Annotated in this window: 15 protein-coding genes; 12 read left to right on the top strand and 3 right to left on the bottom strand. The window is 31.3% G+C overall.

What is annotated here, in order from left to right; all coding sequences use genetic code 11:
• Positions 1-3 precede the first annotated feature (3 nt).
• From metG to HSX10_RS17015, 4 genes are all read left to right on the top strand, one after another.
• Positions 4-2,088, top strand: a complete 2,085-nt coding sequence (gene metG / locus HSX10_RS17030) for a methionine--tRNA ligase (protein WP_173589457.1) — start codon at positions 4-6, stop codon at positions 2,086-2,088.
• Positions 2,089-2,259: 171 nt separating this feature from the next.
• The gene (locus HSX10_RS17025) at positions 2,260-2,730 is read left to right on the top strand and encodes a lipocalin family protein (RefSeq protein WP_173589456.1); all 471 of its coding nucleotides are present in this window, start codon (positions 2,260-2,262) and stop codon (positions 2,728-2,730) included.
• Between the two features lie 73 nt (positions 2,731-2,803).
• Entirely contained in the window at positions 2,804-3,505 is a 702-nt protein-coding gene (locus HSX10_RS17020) for a YiaD family glycine zipper/OmpA-like lipoprotein (RefSeq protein ID WP_173589455.1), read from the top strand.
• Positions 3,506-3,887: 382 nt separating this feature from the next.
• A complete protein-coding gene (locus tag HSX10_RS17015; protein WP_173589454.1) occupies positions 3,888-4,709 on the top strand; it encodes a T9SS type A sorting domain-containing protein in 822 nt (273 codons plus the stop codon).
• 55 nt (positions 4,710-4,764) lie between these two features.
• Here the strand turns inward: HSX10_RS17015 and HSX10_RS17010 are convergent, their stop codons facing one another.
• On the bottom strand, positions 4,765-7,296 hold the full coding sequence (locus HSX10_RS17010; RefSeq protein ID WP_173589453.1) for an alkaline phosphatase family protein: 2,532 nt from the start codon (positions 7,294-7,296) through the stop codon (positions 4,765-4,767).
• Entirely contained in the window at positions 7,280-7,426 is a 147-nt protein-coding gene (locus HSX10_RS17005) for a hypothetical protein (RefSeq protein ID WP_173589452.1), read from the bottom strand. Before HSX10_RS17005 ends, HSX10_RS17010 begins: the two co-directional genes overlap by 17 nt.
• 84 nt (positions 7,427-7,510) lie before the next feature.
• On the opposite strand from HSX10_RS17005, the gene HSX10_RS17000 reads away from it, so the two are divergent.
• From HSX10_RS17000 to HSX10_RS16985, 4 genes are all read left to right on the top strand, one after another.
• Positions 7,511-9,637 carry a Tex family protein gene (locus HSX10_RS17000; RefSeq protein ID WP_173589451.1) on the top strand — a complete coding sequence of 709 codons (2,127 nt, stop codon included), beginning with the start codon at positions 7,511-7,513 and terminating at the stop codon, positions 9,635-9,637.
• Positions 9,638-9,735: 98 nt separating this feature from the next.
• Positions 9,736-12,096, top strand: a complete 2,361-nt coding sequence (locus HSX10_RS16995; RefSeq protein WP_173589450.1) for a hypothetical protein — start codon at positions 9,736-9,738, stop codon at positions 12,094-12,096.
• Positions 12,097-12,187: 91 nt separating this feature from the next.
• A complete protein-coding gene (locus HSX10_RS16990) occupies positions 12,188-13,090 on the top strand; it encodes a histone deacetylase family protein (protein WP_173589449.1) in 903 nt (300 codons plus the stop codon).
• A 112-nt stretch (positions 13,091-13,202) separates the two neighbouring features.
• Positions 13,203-13,721, top strand: coding sequence for a ferritin (locus HSX10_RS16985; protein ID WP_173589448.1), 519 nt, complete (start codon positions 13,203-13,205; stop codon positions 13,719-13,721).
• Positions 13,722-14,015: 294 nt separating this feature from the next.
• Here the strand turns inward: HSX10_RS16985 and HSX10_RS16980 are convergent, their stop codons facing one another.
• A complete protein-coding gene (locus HSX10_RS16980) occupies positions 14,016-14,348 on the bottom strand; it encodes a single-stranded DNA-binding protein (RefSeq protein WP_173589447.1) in 333 nt (110 codons plus the stop codon).
• Between the two features lie 317 nt (positions 14,349-14,665).
• Here HSX10_RS16980 and HSX10_RS16975 point away from each other — a divergent pair, with 317 nt between their 5' ends.
• The 4 genes from HSX10_RS16975 (at position 14,666) to HSX10_RS16960 (ending at position 17,901) form a co-directional block, all read left to right on the top strand.
• Positions 14,666-15,040, top strand: coding sequence for a hypothetical protein (locus HSX10_RS16975; RefSeq protein ID WP_173589446.1), 375 nt, complete (start codon positions 14,666-14,668; stop codon positions 15,038-15,040).
• Positions 15,033-15,416, top strand: coding sequence for a hypothetical protein (locus HSX10_RS16970; RefSeq protein WP_173589445.1), 384 nt, complete (start codon positions 15,033-15,035; stop codon positions 15,414-15,416). Before HSX10_RS16975 ends, HSX10_RS16970 begins: the two co-directional genes overlap by 8 nt.
• Positions 15,417-15,556: 140 nt before the next feature.
• Complete coding sequence (locus HSX10_RS16965; RefSeq protein WP_173589444.1) at positions 15,557-17,266, top strand: ATP-dependent nuclease; 1,710 nt, start codon at positions 15,557-15,559, stop codon at positions 17,264-17,266.
• Between the two features lie 206 nt (positions 17,267-17,472).
• On the top strand, positions 17,473-17,901 hold the full coding sequence (locus HSX10_RS16960) for a hypothetical protein (RefSeq protein WP_217363311.1): 429 nt from the start codon (positions 17,473-17,475) through the stop codon (positions 17,899-17,901).
• The last annotated feature ends 105 nt before the right edge of the window (positions 17,902-18,006 follow it).

Here is an 18,006-nt window from a genome sequence, read left to right as displayed (position 1 = left end):
ATATTGCGTACTTTTGTAGCTTCAAAAAACAAGAAAAACATGTCTAAAAGATATACCATAACAGCAGCATTACCTTATACCAACGGCCCAATACATATTGGTCATTTAGCCGGTGTTTATGTGCCTGCCGATATTTATTCTAGATACTTAAGATTAACAGGTAATGATGTTGCCTTTATTTGCGGAAGTGACGAGCATGGTGTGCCCATCACCATTAAAGCAAAAAAAGAAGGCGTAACACCACAGGATATTGTGGATAAATATCATGCTATTATCAAACAATCTTTTCTAGATTTTGGTATTTCATTTGACAATTACTCACGTACCTCAGCTAAAATCCACCATGATACAGCTCAAGAGTTCTTTAAAACACTTTACAACAAAAATGAGTTTGTAGAAGAGGTTACTGAACAATTATACGATGCAGAAGCCAATCAGTTTTTAGCAGACCGTTTTGTAACAGGAACTTGCCCTAAGTGTGGGAATGAAGAAGCTTATGGTGATCAATGTGAAAGCTGTGGATCGAGTTTAAATGCTACAGATTTAATAAATCCTAAATCAGCAATAACAGGAAATGTACCAAGTTTAAAAGAAACTAAGCACTGGTTTTTACCTTTAAATAAGCATGAAGAATTTCTTCGTGAATGGATTTTAAAAGGGCATAAAAAAGACTGGAAACCTAACGTTTATGGTCAGGTGAAATCTTGGATCGATGATGGTTTACGTCCACGTGCCGTAACTAGAGATTTAGATTGGGGAATTCCGGTACCTGTTGAAGGCGGAGAAGGAAAAGTCCTTTATGTTTGGTTCGATGCTCCTATTGGGTACATCTCTTCTACCAAAGAATGGGCAGAACGCGAAGGTAAAAACTGGGAAGATTACTGGAAAGACGAAGACACTAAATTGGTGCATTTTATAGGAAAAGATAATATTGTATTTCACTGTATCATTTTCCCTTCTATGTTAAAAGCTGAAGGCTCTTATATTTTACCCGAAAATGTCCCTGCAAATGAATTTTTAAACTTAGAAGGTCAAAAATTATCGACTTCTAAAAATTGGGCCGTTTGGTTACCAGATTATTTAATAGATTTCCCAAATCAGCAAGATGTATTGCGTTATGCATTAACGGCAAACGCGCCAGAAACTAAGGATAACGATTTCACTTGGAAAGATTTTCAGGCAAGAAATAATAATGAATTGGTAGCAATCTTCGGAAACTTTATTAATCGCGTGGTTGTTTTAAGTAATAAATATTACGATGGCATTATTCCTGCACCTTCTGATTATTTAGAAATTGACAAAGAAACTTTGGCTGCTGTAAAAGCATATCCTGCTGTAATTTCTAGCTCAATTGAACGTTACCGTTTTAGAGAAGCGAGCCAGGAATTAATGAACTTAGCACGACTAGGAAATAAATACTTAGCAGACGAAGAACCTTGGAAAACGATTAAAACAGACGAAGCACGTACCAAAACAGTAATGTTTGTAGCCTTACAAATCGCTTCTGCTTTAGCTGTTTTATCTGAACCCTTTTTACCATTCACTTCAGATAAGTTAAAAGGTATTTTAAACATGAATGACAATGGTTGGGAAGATGTTTCTACGAAAGACATTCTTATTCCTGCGTTACATCACATAGGAAAAGGCGAATTGTTATTCTCTAAAATTGAAGATTCAGAAATTGAAGCACAATTAGAGAAACTAATCGCTAGTAAAAAAGCTAATGAAGCTGCTAATAAAGTTATAGAACCACAAAAAGAAGAAATTGTATTTGAAGATTTTACAAAATTAGACTTGCGTGTAGGAACCATTATAGAAGCTGAAAAAATGCCTAAAACCAAAAAGCTTTTAGTATTAAAAGTAGATACAGGCATTGATAAACGAACTATTGTTTCCGGAATTGCAGAAAGCTTTAAACCAGAAGATGTTATTGGCAAACGTGTAACCGTTTTAGTCAATTTAGCACCACGAAAATTAAGAGGTGTAGAAAGTCAAGGTATGATTTTAATGACGGAAGACGAAGGTGGTAATTTGGTGTTTGTAAATCCAGATACCGATGGTGTAAATAATGGACTTCAAATAAGCTAATTACATTTATCATAGGTATTAAATTTATATAGGTTCCATTTTGTAAAGACTACAAAATGGAACCTATTTTATATTCATATTTTTTGCTAATGCATCAATATTTTTTTCTTTACAAGTAAGAAAACCTTAGTCTTTAAACTAATTTTGACCAGAATCATTATTTAAAAGACTATGAAAAAACTAGCAATATTGTGCTTAACAGTCTGTTTTCTGGCTTGTGGCACATCAAAAACAGTACGTCAATCTAAAAAAACAATTAAAGGAGATTGGTCATTAACATCCGTAAAATATTCTGCTTTTGGAGATTTAAAAATCACGCTTCTTAACGATGCTGAAAAAGCCTGTTTCGAAAACAGTACTTGGCAATTTATACCCAATAACAATACTGGAACATATACACTGTCAGGAATGAACTGCGACACAGATCAACGTAATTTCTCGTTTACAATAGACGAGGTTGATGAGGATACTGGCTTGTATAATTTCCTATTAAAACCCACTACTAAAAAAGGAAAATCGGAAACCAATATAGGCTACCGAATGGATTTAACAGCACTTTCTGAAACTTCAATGCAATGGGAACAAGTATTGACTCTAGATGGAAAACCCATTACCATTACTATGAATTTCACAAAAGCATAAAACAAAATGTTCAAAAAATTATCATTGAAAGAAATGATGATAGTGAACATCAATCATAAAAAAAGATAAATACATGAAAAATTATAAATCGAATATAGCCTTAACCTTATCACTAGTTTTAGTATTAATGACAAGCTGTAAAGCTGTAGACAATGCAAATAACAAACAAAAAGGTGGAGTCATCGGTGCAACGGGCGGCGCCCTTTTAGGTGCTATCATAGGAAATAATGTTGGTAGCGGAAACAATAGCGAATTAGGTGCTGTTATTGGAGGTGTAGTTGGTGGTGGAGCTGGAGTGCTTATTGGTAATAAAATGGATAAGCAAGCCCAAAAAATTGAAGAAGAAATTCCTGGAGCAACAGTAGAACGTGTGGATGATGGAATTGTATTAACTTTTGATGAGCAAAGCGGTGTTTATTTTGCAACCGAAAAATATAATATTAACGAAAAATCTCAAGAAACACTTAATAAATTAGCGCGTGTGTTTTCAGAATATCCAGATACCAACATTTTAGTTGTTGGTCATACAGATAGCTCTGGTAATGCTGATTACAATATGACTTTATCTAAAAATAGAGCTGAAGCTGTAACCAATTACCTAACTGGAAAAGATTTAAGTAGTGGACGATTTACAACACACTGGTATGGTGAAGAACAACCTACAAACGACAATAGTACCGCAGAAGGACGTTCTAAAAACAGACGTGTAAACATTGCCATTGTACCTAATGAAGCTATGGTTAATGCTGCTAAAAAAGAAGCGAATGCGAATTAATAACAAAATTATATTTTACAACTAAATTAGTTGCAATAGCATACCTGCTTTATTATAATTTATGCGTTTTATTTTAGAATTTACAACTAAAATAAAAACGCATTTTTTTTTATAAAAAATTTTAAATTCCGTAGCAACACAAAAGAAACTATTTAATCTTTTTAGAACCAGAACCCTCATTATCTCTTATTTCAATTAATATTAACATGGTTTCAATAAACGGATTCATAATTAGAAGCATATTTTTTAATGAAAATCAAAAAAAACCAACAATTAAATAAGATAAGCTTAAAAAATATACTAAAAAAACAAATTAAAACAGCTATTCATGTGTTTTTTTTAAAAATAATGTAATTTGCTAAAAACTTAATACATTATAAATATGAAAAAAACTACTTCTTTAAAATTATCTAAACAACTAGCTAAATACGGTGCTTTAACAGCTGCCATTGTTGGTGTTAATGATATTAATGGGCAATCTATTATTTATAATGATATTACAGACTTCACAGGAGGAGTTGGTGACATTTTTCAATTGGATATAGATAACAATGGAACTAATGACTTTCAAATAAATAGTGAATCAGGGTATTTTAGTTCCGTTAATTTATTTATAGAGCCCTTAACAGCAAGTAATGAAGTTTTAGGTTCTGGTGGTAGTACTTATGCATATCCTTTTGCATTGAGTAATGGAGCAGCCATTTCTAGTGGAGCTAATAGTTGGTATAACAATGGCTTTACTTCCGGATTTCAATCTTTAAATTATGGTTCGTGCAGTTTTGGAAATTGGTGCTCTATTACCGATGGATACTTAGGACTACGATTTAATATTTCTGGAAACACACATTATGGATGGGCACGCCTTGATATAGATGGTGGTGGTAGCGTTTGGACCGTTAAAGATTTTGCTTATCATGACACTCCAGATACTCCAATTACCGCAGGACAACAAACTTTATCCATAGAAGATAGTGTTTTAAATGATATTAAAATTGTAACACTAAACAAAAGCATAGGGTTATATAATTTAACAGAAGCTACTAATTACCGATTAATTAATATGACTGGTAAACAAGTTATGGACGGCTTAACTACTAGTGATGATTTTGTTATTGAAGCCAACTCCTTAGCAACAGGAATCTACATACTAGAGTTAACAGATTCTAACACAAAAGCTACTTTAAAAAAGAAACTTGTACTTTAAACAAAACATATAAGTAAAAAGCGTTTACCTTAAATAGTAAACGCTTTTTTTTGTTTTATACCTTATTTCTATATAACGTTTTATCAACGCAAGATTTCATTTGCTCTACATTCATAGCTTCTTCACCAATAAAGGAAATTACTTTTTTTACTACATCCTCCGTATCATATAATGACTCTTTATAATCTACATAAATAAGTTCCACACTTGGCTCTCTATCTTTCCATGTTTCTACTTGCTTTAAATGTTTTTTATAGGTTTCATATAATTTTACTGGAAATACATCTACATCTTTTCCAATCATTTTTTGTTGCGATTTTATAACTTCATTTAAATCTCTAGTCATAAAAACAACTTTGTAGCGATACTTAGGATCTAAAAATTTAAGTAAAGGCGCAACCACTTTTAAGGATTTATTTTGTGCCTCACCGAGCCAACTATTGTCATGATGTAAAGCCATTACGGGTGCATACTCTAAATAGCCCTTTGGGTTAGAAGCATCTGCTTTTCTATTGGTATCCGTTAAAGCATTTATTCCTCCTTTATCAAGCATTTGCATCATTAAAGAAGTTCCTGACCTTGGCAAACCAGAGACTATTACAATTTGATCTTTTCGATACTTAAAATCGCTTTTATCTTTAAACGCTATTGAATCTATTATTTTATCTTGAATATTCTCTATAGCCTTTTCTGCTCTATGGTACGTTTTAACTTTTAGTTTAGCAGCCGTTTCATACGCTTTTTTTGCATTTTCAGTATCTCCCAATTTCTCAAGCGCTTCTCCTAATGTATAATGTGCATCTGGAAAATATTTTATCAATTCAATAGCCGTAAGTGCATGTTCTGCCGCTTCTTCATAATCCTCAAGTCTTATTAATACCACAGCAAATGCTTGGTGATAATGTGCATTATCAATTTCAAACGTAAGCGCATTTTCAAAAGCAGCTTTAGCATCCTCTAACTGATCTAAGCGCGTATATATTTTTCCTATTTGAAACCAAACTTCACCATTAGGCTTGTTGTTTTTTGCTTTAACTAAAAGCTCAAGCGCTGCATTCACCTTATTTTTGGATAATAAAATTTTAGCTTCAGAAAAATAGGTGTTAATTTCAAACTTCTTTTCCCTGACTCTTAATTCATTAAGATAGATTTCTGCTTTATCAAATTCCTCTTCATTAATACTAATTGTCAATAAATCCATATAATACGGAATAACATCTACAGGTTCCTTTTCTTCAATTAGTTCTAACAATATCAATTTTGCATTTTCATAATCTTTTTTACCTAGATAAACACGCGCAAGATTATATTTTAAATCACATTTTGTCTTCAAAATAGAAACCTCTAGTTTTTCATCAGGACGATCAATGTAGCCTAAATCAATTAATTGTTGCATTGCTTCCTGATCACTTAAGGAATCCGTATTATGATTTTTTGAATGTTCTCCAAAATCACCTGCAACCGTTTCCCAACTGTCTATAAATTTAGGTGGTTTTATATTTTCAAAAATATCTAAAGCAATTTTACCATCCATATCTTTACCGATAGGCAAATTGAACATATGCAAAATAGTAGGCGCAACATCTACAAGACCTAATCCAAAAATCTTTTCATTCTTCTTTATATTGGGTCCTGCTGCAACAAACATTCCAAATTGCCGATGCTCTAAAGAAGGAGCGGCTTGATATTTTGGCATTTCAAGAATACGCTTATTACCAGATTCATAGCCATGATCAGACATTACAATAATGGTAGTATCATCATCTGTTAACTCTAACATTCTCCCCAACATCATATCCTGAAATCGGTAAGCACTTAAAACACAATCGTTATAAAGTTCAAATATTTTTTTAGGAATAGGCCCTAATTTAGGTGGATGAAATTTCATAAATGCATGACAAAAATGATCTATAAAATCATAATAAACCCCCATAAAATCCCAATCAGTAGTCCGCATTAAATTAGTAGCAGCTGCGTGTAAAGACACATTTTCAGCCATAATTTTAGAAAACGTTTGTAAACTTTGGTCTTTATCTTGGTCTATTTCTCCTGCTTTAGGTATAAAAGGTAAAATATGGGCTTCCGTTATTTCAGAAGGATGCACACGTAAATCATGCAAACTTTCCACCAAACTTTCTGGGTGAATTGTACCTTCTACAATAGGACTTTTTTTATTGGGATTAATATTAACCTTCTGAAATTTATCAGTAACCACCACGCCATTTATAGGTTCGGCAGGAAAACTTGGCCACCAACCTACTAGATTACTTTTTAAACCTTGATTATGAAAAATATTCCATAATGCTCTAGATTTTCTTGATTTTACAGTTACAGGCCTAACCCCTTTTAAATCTGGCATTAACTCTAAAAACCCTAAAACTCCATGTTTGTCTGGTGTTTTCCCTGTTGCAACGGTAGACCAAAGCATAGGGGAGTATGGTGGATTCATTGTTGCCATATTACCATAAACACCTTTGTCAATAAGTTTTTTTAAGGAAGGCATTTGTCCTTTTGCTAATAATGGTCCTATAATTTTCCAATCCGCAGCATCCCAACCAATTAATAGCACTTTACTTTTTTTCTTCATTTTTCCTCTTTTGTTGTGCTTCGTTCTTTACTTTTCTCCATGCTCTCAATCCTATATCACCTAATGCAAGGATACCTAGCGATCCTTTTTCGGTAATAGTATAAGGGAGTTTCTGTAATTCTTTACCCATAAGTATTTTTAATAATTTTGTAGAAATAGAATAAGCATTAAATTTAAATAAATTAGGTTTACTTATTCTTAAAAACAGGTTTTAATGACACAATTATTACAATTTATAATATCAAAAACGCAATTAAAAGAGACTTCCGTTAAGAATACCATAAATCTATTAAATGAAGACTGCACAATTCCCTTTATTTCCCGTTATAGAAAAGAAGCGACAGGAAATTTAGACGAAGTACAGATTGGAGACATCGTTAAATATAAAGAACAATTTGAAGCTTTAGAGAAACGAAAAACAGCCATTTTAAAAGTTTTAGAAGAACAAGATATCTTAACAGAAGATTTAAAACAAAAAATTGAAAAAGCTCAAGATCTCACAGTGCTTGAAGACCTCTATTTACCCTACAAGAAAAAACGAAAAACAAAAGCAGAAACAGCTCGTAAAAATGGTTTAGAGCCTTTGGCTAAAATCATCATGAGTCAAAAAGCAAATGATATAGAATCTATTGCATACAAATATGTAAAAGGAGATATTAAAACGACAGATGAAGCTTTAGAAGGTGCAAGACACATTATTGCCGAATGGATTAATGAACGTGCAGATATTAGAAATAGTTTAAGAAATCAATTAGAACGACAAGCTCAAATTTCTACTAAAGTTATAAAGACGAAAAAGGAAGATGAGAAGGCACAGAAATTTAGAGATTATTTTGATTGGTCGGAGTCCTTATCTCGTATTCCATCGCACAGATTACTCGCTATTTTAAGAGCAGAAGGCGAAGGATTTATTCGTGTTAAAATTGAAATTGACGAGATTAGAGCCTTAGAACTTATTGATAATAGAATTATAAAGAGTCAGAATGCTTGTGCAGATCAAATAGAATTAGCAATATCAGATGCTTATAAACGTTTATTATTTCCGTCGTTGAGCAAAGAAACTTTAAATAATGCCAAAGACAAAGCAGACGAATCTGCGATTACGGTTTTTGCAAAAAATCTGAAACAATTATTATTAGGATCACCTATAGGAGAAAAGCGGGTTTTAGCTATAGATCCGGGTTTTAAAAGTGGTTGTAAAGTAGTTTGTTTAGATGCTCAAGGGAATTTAAAACATAATGAAACCATATTTCCACATCCACCCCAAAATGATAGTATTGGTGCTATTAAAAAGATTTCGTCTTTAGCGGAAGCTCACAAAATTGAAGCCATTGCTATAGGAAACGGAACAGCATCTAGAGAAACTGAAGCTTTGATTCGTAAAATTCATTTTAAAAATGATTTAGAAGTTTTTGTGGTTAGCGAAGCTGGTGCTAGTATTTATTCGGCATCACCAATTGCTCGCGAAGAATTCCCTAATTATGATGTTACCGTTCGTGGTTCAGTTTCTATTGGAAGAAGATTGCAAGATCCGCTGGCAGAATTGGTAAAAATTGATGCAAAATCTATTGGTGTTGGGCAATACCAGCACGATGTTGACCAAGCCAAGCTTCAAAAACAATTGGATACAGTTATAGAAAACTGCGTAAATGCTGTTGGTGTAAACATCAATTCTGCTAGTAAACCTTTATTAAGCCATGTCTCTGGAATTGGTCCTAAATTAGCTGAGAATATTTTTGATTACAGAGCAGAGCACGGTGTTTTTAAATCACGAAAAGACATTTTAAAAGTACCGCGTTTAGGAGGAAAAGCTTTTGAACAAAGTGCTGCATTTTTAAGAATTAAAGGCGCTAAAAACCCATTAGACGATTCTGCTGTACACCCTGAAAGTTATGCTATTATTAAAAAAATGGCAAAAGATGAAGGTGTTTCACTTCAAGAATTAATTGGTAATAAATCTAAGCTTCAAAATATTGATTTAAAAAAATATGTATCTCAAGAGGTTGGTTTGTTAACGCTTCAAGATATTATTAAAGAATTAGAAAAACCAGGTTTAGATATTAGAGAGAAAGCTAAGGTTTTCACTTTTGATCAAAAAATAAAAACAATTACCGATTTACACGAAGGACAATTACTACCAGGAATCGTGAATAACATCACTAATTTTGGTTGTTTTGTAGATGTTGGTATTAAGGAAAGTGGCTTAATACATGTGTCTAATTTATCTGATAGTTTTGTGAAAGATGTTAATGAGCACGTGCAATTACATCAACAAATTATGGTGAAGGTTTTAGAGGTTGATGTAGCTCGGAAACGAATTCAGTTAAAACTAGAAAAGTAATCTATATAAAAACACATAATCTCTTGTATTGTAACAAATTAAAATATATCTTTTTTTAAAATTAATAAATAGATTATTTTTAATCCTAAATCTTATATATGAATTTATCGTTAACAGTAAGAAGCCTATTCATTCTACTTTTTTTGTCATCACTCACAATAATTCACGCTCAAAATGATAGCTTATATTCAAAATTTGATAGTTACACTGAAGCACCCAGAGAGTTAGCTTATGTTCACCTTAACAAATCAACTTTTATAAAAGGAGAGGTTCTTGCTTTTAACGCATATATTTTAGACAAAGACAGTAAACAACTGTCTTTGCTCACCACAAATTTGTATTGTGAAATTATAGATGAAAATAAAAAAGTTATAAAAAGTAAACTCATTAAAGTTCTTGGAGGTATAGCACCAGGTGAGTTTTTTGTTGACAGTTTATTTACTTCTGGAAATTACACTTTTAAAGCCTATACCAATTGGATGCGGAATTTTGATGAGCAAAACTATTACGCTCAAAAAATACGAATTATTGACACTGATTTAGAAACGACAATAGCATCAAAAACCATCACAAACACCATTGATGTACAGCTTTTACCCGAAGGCGGACATCTTGTTTCAGACACAGAAAACTCGATTGGAATTGTAGCAAAAGACAGTTTAGGATTTGGTATTGAGTTAGAAGGTTATATTTCTGATGGTTCTGGAAATCAATTAACATCTTTTAAAACCAATGCTTTAGGAATTGGTAAATTTTTATTTACACCACATAAAAACACAAATTATACAGCACATACAACGGTTAATAAAAAAACACAAACATTCCCTTTTCCTCCTGTAGAACATACAGGAATTAACCTTATACTATCTGATCTTGGATCAAAAGTAGCCATCACATTTAGAACCAATATAGAAACACTTCAACAAATAAAAAACAAAACCTACACACTGAGTTTTCATAACGGAAAAAACATAAAAACCACTGAATTTTCATTTAGTGAGACTACAGAAGTTATTAAATTTATTAAATATGATAACCTATCTACAGGTATTAACATTTTTACCCTTTTTGATTCACAGAATAATCCGCTTTTAGAACGTTTATTCTTTAAGTATGAAGGTTTAAATACTATAGAATCTAGAAATGTACTTACAAAAACTCACCTAGACTCTATACATATCAAATTACCAATAAAAGCAATTGACACATCCAAAATTAATAATTTTAGTATTTCCGTTTTGCCTGCAGAAACAAAAGCTAATATGCAGCATCACAACATTATTTCTTACACCTATTTACAACCTTATATAAAAGGTAGTATTGAAAATGCAGCTTATTATTTTGTTAATATTAATAACAAGAAAAAATACGAGTTAGATCAATTGTTACTTACTCAAGGTTGGAGCAGCTATGATTGGAACAATATTTTTAATTACCCTCCAAAAGCACTTTATGATTTTGAAATAGGAATTAAAATCAATGCCAATGCTAATAAAAAGAAAACGGGGCAGTATTTAGTATTCCCTTCAAAATACAGCCCCTCAAATGTAATTTCACTCGCTAAAGAGGAAACAACATTTATACGTAGTGAATTTTTCTTCTTTGATGATGAAACCTTAAAAATCGGAGAACTCTCCAGGAAAGGAAAAGTAGAAATCCCTGGTTTATATATACAATTTACACCATCAATTATTCCAAATTTAAAACTAAAAAAAGATCCGTTAGTTGTAAAAGAACAGGTATTTATGGATTATTCTCAGAAAGGATTTCAACCCGCTTTTGACAAAACCCAAATCTTAGATGAAGTGCTTATTACTGGGGAAACAAAATCAACAAAACTCCAAAAACTAAAAGGAAGCGCACCTGGAAATATAACAATATTCGATGATGCTAAAAGAAATCAATATTTTGACTTTGCAGCCTTCGTACAAAGTCAAGGTTATACCGTGCAGCAAATTGATGGTCAACTTTCAATTTTACCACAACGAAGCGTTTCAATACAAGCCCCAAAAACCGCACCTCAAATCTATTTAGATGATATGCTTATTTCGGATTTAGATTATTTTTACAACTTCCGCTTAGATAATGTTGATTATATATTTGTAGATAAAACCGGATTTGGAATGGGAGTAAGAGGTAGTAGCGGGGTTATTAAAATTTATACCGATCCTCTTATAGGAGCATACAAAAAGTATGGGAAATCTTTTAGAACCTACAAAATACCTTTATCATTCACCACACACAAAAGGTTTTATACCCCTGTATACGAAAGCTATCATTCTAACTTTTACAAAGAATATGGTGTTATTGATTGGTTTCCTAATTTAAGCACAGATGCTCAAGGCAATCTCAATTTCAATATCTATAATACAAACCTAAAAACAGTTAAACTTTACATAGAAGGCATAGCTAACGACACACAATTTATTTCTGAAGAAAAAATAATAGATGTTAACTAAAAATAACAAATGAAATTATGAAAGCTAGTTATCGCTAACACTTTAGAGCTTGTTATGATGAAAATTGAATTCAATTAAAACGTATTAAATAATGCTGAAAATAGCATTTCACCCAATATACAGACACCATATACCCGAAGGTCATCGCTTTCCTATGGAAAAGTACGAGCTGTTACCACAACAACTTTTGTATGAAGGGACTTGCAATGAAGATAATTTTTTTCAACCAGAAGAACCAAATGACAAACACATTCTGGCTGTTCATACACCAGAATATTATTACGATTTAATAAATTTAACATTAAACCAAAGAGCGGCTCGTAAAATCGGATTTCCATTGAGTAGAAATTTAATTAAGCGAGAAGTTATTATTGCAGACGGAACCATAAAAGCTAGTGAATTTGCTTTAAAATATGGTATCGGCATGAATATTTCTGGTGGTACACATCATGCTTTTACAGACCGAGGTGAAGCTTTTTGTCTACTACACGACCAAGCTATTGCTGCACGATACCTTCAAAGTAATGGACTTGCTAAAAAGATTTTAATTGTAGATTTAGATGTGCACCAGGGAAATGGGACAGCAGAAATATTTAGGACTGACACATCGGTATTCACCTTTTCTATGCACGGTAAAAATAATTATCCTTTTGAAAAAGAGAAAAGTGATTTAGATATCGAACTAGAAAACAATACCGATGATAAAACGTATTTAAAGTTATTAAAAGCGACGCTTCCAAAGTTAATAGAAGAACAGCAACCCGATTTTATATACTACCTGTCTGGTGTAGACGTTTTAGCCTCTGATAAATTAGGTCAAATCAGCTTATCTATTGATGGTTGTAAATCTAGAGATCGTTTTGTTTTAGGGCAGTGCAAACAAAACCAAATTCCTGTAATGTGTAGTATGGGAGGTGCTTATTCCCGAGATATAAAAAATATTATTACCGCACACGCTAATACGTTTCGTTTAGCTCAAGATATTTACTTTTAGAGTTAATAGTGCTAAAAAAAATCACATATATTAGAGAATATTAAAAGCGATTTATCACAAATATTTTATCGCGGGATGAACAATCCTTATATTTGAATTAAAACACCACACTATGTTATCAAAATCTATCGAAGCCGCATTAAACAAACAAATTAGAATCGAAGCAGAATCTTCTCAAGCTTATTTAGCCATGGCAATTTGGGCAGAAGTTAAAGGATTAGAAGGTATTTCTAATTTTATGTACGATCAATCAGACGAAGAACGTGCGCACATGCTAAAACTTGTAAAGTTTGTTAACGAACGTGGTGGACACGCACACGTTTCAGAATTAACAGCTCCTAATGTGACGTTTGAATCTTATAAATCAATGTTTGAAAAACTTTTAGAACATGAAATTTTTGTTTCTGAAAGCATTAACGAACTTGTTCACATATCGTTACAAGAAAAAGATTATGCCACACATAACTTTTTACAATGGTATGTTGCAGAACAAATTGAAGAAGAAGCAACAGCAAGAACCATTCTTGATAAAGTAAAAATGATTGGAGATGATAAAGGTGGTTTGTATTTGTTTGATAGAGATATTCAGCAACTCACTGTAAATTCTGCTGCGGAAACACCTGTAGCTTAAAACGTTAAAAATTATTTAGATTAAATATAAATAACTACTTTTGTACTATTGATTTTTATCCAATGGGCAAAAAAAAGAAAAATAAGAAGCTAAAGAAAGAACGCATTAAAGTTCTTGAAGCTAATGGATTAGACACTTTAGACAATGTAAAATCTAAATGTTGCAAAAAATTTAAAAAATCAGAAAATAAGCGTTGTAAAAAATGCCCTTGTTTTGATTTACTTAAAAAAGTAGCATAACTAATAAACCCAAAGGACAATTGTAATTATTGCTCTTTGGGTTTTTATATTTCTACTATTTGCCTAACATTAAAAGTTCGCTACAAACAACCTCTGTCGTATAGCGCTTAACACCATCTTTATCTTCCCAAGACCTGGTAGTTAAACGACCTTCAATAGCAACTTCTTTTCCCTTTGTAATAAATTTCTCTACTACCTGAGCCGTTTTACCCCAAGCTACAACATTATGCCATTGCGTATCGGTTACTTTTTCTCCTTTAGGGTTTTTATACGTTTCATTAGTAGCAACAGAGAATTTTGCTAATGTTTTTCCGGATTCAAAATTGGTGATTTCTGGGTCATTTCCTAAGTTACCAATCAACTGTACTTTGTTTCTTAATGTGTTCATAATTCTAAATTTTAATGGTTAAACAGTTAATACTATTGAACCTACATCGATTCAACACTGCAAAGATGTGCTGACTGACAAATAATATTCGGTAGTTACCTATTTACATCCGTTTGTAATTACTTGTTACCGTTTGAAAACTCATAATCACTTATTGATATTGAGTTTTGTTGTATTTTTAGATTTATTGGAAATAGTGAACTTATTACACGTTGTGGTGCATTTAACGAAACCCATAAATGAATAGAAATCATAGAAACATATTAGCCGAAAACCTTCGCCAATATCTATCTGGAAGAATAACAAACTTTGAGTTTATGGACAGAATTGAACCAATTTATCCAACAGATGATAAAGGAGTTAAAGCGGTCGAAAATAGTTTCTGGTATTGCTATGATGATTTAAGAAAACACAAAAACACAGGAAAAGACAAATTAACTGTTGAGGCTGAAGGTCATATTAAAAGATTTATTCTGTTTCTAAAGTCTGACAATGAATACGAATGGAAAGACCCAAAATTCTCGAATCCGATTAAATGGATTTTGAGTTTAATAACGTTCGGAATTTATCCAAAAAAATCAGAGGGAAAAGAATTGGAGAATATTGAAATTGGAGACGAAGAAGTTTGGCCATTTTTCAGACCAACTGAATTTGAAAAAGAAATTAATAACCCAAAATATCTAAATGGATAAAGTAACATTAGAAACGGAATCTTATTTAGTTGAAGAAAGAGGAAATGAAAGATTTTTTCCTTTTTTGGAAATAGAGTATAATGAAACTATTATTTACGAAAATGAAGTTCCAAAATATTATTTATCATTTTCAAGTGAATTAGAATCTGCTAACGGTTTTGGGAATTGGTTTATGGAAGAATTACAAAAGAAAGGAAATGACTTGAGCGGATTTATAGTTGAACTTGGAAAAAGTCTAAATCTCAATTGGGATGTTTTTTACACAGGTTTTGGAGAAATAATTGAGGACAGTTGGAATTCCGAAATTGTTGAACTAATTGAATTTAATGACAGACTGATAGAAAAATTAAAAACGACACCACAACACCGTGTATAATTAATTGCTTCTTTTAAGCCTACTTACGAACATTCCTGCGGAATATTCTATCTGTGATTTATTTGCTAGCTTTAGTGATTAAATCACGCAACTAACCATACACAATCACGTTACCCTTCATTAAAAAAAGAGCAACATAAATGAAAATAAAAAAAATTGAAATTTCGAAATTTCGCTCTTATGAAAAAATAACAATCAACTTCAATAATGTTACAGCATTAGTTGGTCAAAATAACGCTGGTAAATCAGGTGTTTTTCGAGCTTTGAATGCATTTTTCAATTTTGAAGATGAAAAAATATCTTTCCTTCAGGACAAACATCTATATAAAACTAGAACAATTCCTATTATAGATATAACTTTTGGTAACATTCCAGAAAAAAATATTTATAACGATAAACTTGTTGGAGACGAACTTTTATTAAGATTTAAATATTCTCATAAATCAGCTAAATACTTTTTCAAATCCCCAATTAGTAACTCTTTCGAAACAATCGACCAAGAATTTATTAATAAATTAAAAGAAGATATCACTTTTGTTTTAATACCAGTAGTAAGAGATTATCGCCTCGCTCAAGCTCGAGAAGAATCTATTCTTAGAGAAATACTCAAATTTTATCTTGAAAAGCATACCGCCAGAATGGACAGACTTTCTCCAAGTGTCAATAAAGCTGTATCAATTTTAAAAAATAATGCTTTATCTAAGATTTCTAATGAAATAAAGAATTTTTATGACATTTCAAATGATTTGGAGTTCGAGATAACAACTGACTCAGGAATTGATTATTCAATATTTCTTGATAAATTAGTTATCAAAGTAAAAGAAAATGAAAATTATTTTGATTTAAATGAGTGTGGAAGCGGTATTCAAAGTGTGTTAATTATTGCACTTTATAGATATTTATCCAAATTAAAAAAACAAAATATAATTCTAGGAATTGAAGAACCCGAAATAAATCTACATCCACAAGCAATAAAAGAATTCATCAAATCAATTCATAATAATGAATCAGTAAATCAATCTATAATAACTACACATTCTCCTGTAGTTGTAGATTTATTAAATCATTCTGATATTGTTCTTTTTCGTAAGTATAAAAACTTATCAAGAGGTGTAATTACTAAAACAACTCAATTATTAAAAGATTTTTGGGAAAGAAATAATCTTAATGAAATCAAATATCTAAAATTCTATAAATATAAAAACAGTGAATTCTTTTTTGCAAATTTTGTTATAGTTACAGAAAGTGATTCAGATTCTGAAATTATTGAATATATACTTGAAAATAGAAATGTAAGTCTTACTAGAAAAGGGGGAGCAATGTTAAACCTTGATGGTGTGGGGAAAATAAATTATCCATTTAATCTTTTTAAGGAGCTAGAAATACCTGTGCTTTACATTCTAGATAAAGACTTTTTTCTACCGTATAAAATAAATAACAACAAAGAACAAAGTAGAGTAAATGGTTACTTTACTTTCAAGAAAGAATACCACAATAATTCTATGATTTCTAATCTAATCCCAAATGAAGCTGATAGGAATCTAATTTTAGATTTATTTTTTGAAAATCATTCGAAGGCTCAAACCGAATTGAATAAACATAATATTGTTTCAATGAATATCAATATGGAAATGGATATTATGAAATCGGAAAAAGCATTGAATCTGGCGTATGAAAGATTCAATATTCTTGAAGAAAATAAAAATTCAGAACATTTATTAACAAGTCACAAAAAGAGTATTAAAAGCATAACTAGTTTAATGCATTTTTTAGAAAATATGGAATATTCAAATTACCCTCACAGTTTGAAAAGAATAATAAAGTTAATAAAAGAAAAAAACGAAGGGTAACACCGTATATAATTTATTGCTGGCTTCTCGCCTACTTACGAAAGTCCTCGCGGACTTTCTTGGTCGGTAATTATTTACTAAATTAGTTGCTTAAAACACGCAACAAACCATATACAAAAACGTTGGCAACAAGCTGAACCCAAAGATAAATTCAATAACCCTAAGCAACCTTTTGGTATATATCTCATCTTAAAATAAAAAACATTATGAAGTTTTTCAATTTAATTAAGGCATATATATTATTTATTGTTATTGTAACAAGTAGTTGTGGCAAAAATAGCGATGATAATATAATCATTGAACCAGCAGGTTCAGCAGAGTATTTTATAAATAATGAAACAAATAAAGATATTGTTATAATTTATCAGAAATCGGAAGAATTAGGATTCGAAATAGATACAACTGATGTTATAGAAAAAAACACTTCTCTCAAAATTTTTGAAGATGGTATAATTGGCGTAAATCCAGTCCCTAAAAATTCATTTAGTGAAATTAAATTTTATGAATCACAAGATTTGATTAATACTTTTTCAATCTTATCACCAGTTGAGAATGAAGATTGGACAGTCATCAATCAAGATTTAGGAAGTTCAGGGTATGGCTTAACAACTTATGAAATTAAATTGACTGATTAAAGATTAATATAACATAAAAACCAGTTGCCAACAAAGTACTGTGGTAAAAAACAAGTAAAAACTTATTAATTTATTGCTAAAGTACTTCTGTAATTATTATCATAG

The sequence above is a fragment of the Winogradskyella undariae genome, assembly GCF_013285155.1.
GTDB lineage: Bacteria > Bacteroidota > Bacteroidia > Flavobacteriales > Flavobacteriaceae > Winogradskyella > Winogradskyella undariae.
This window is presented reverse-complemented; position numbering and strand designations above follow the sequence as displayed.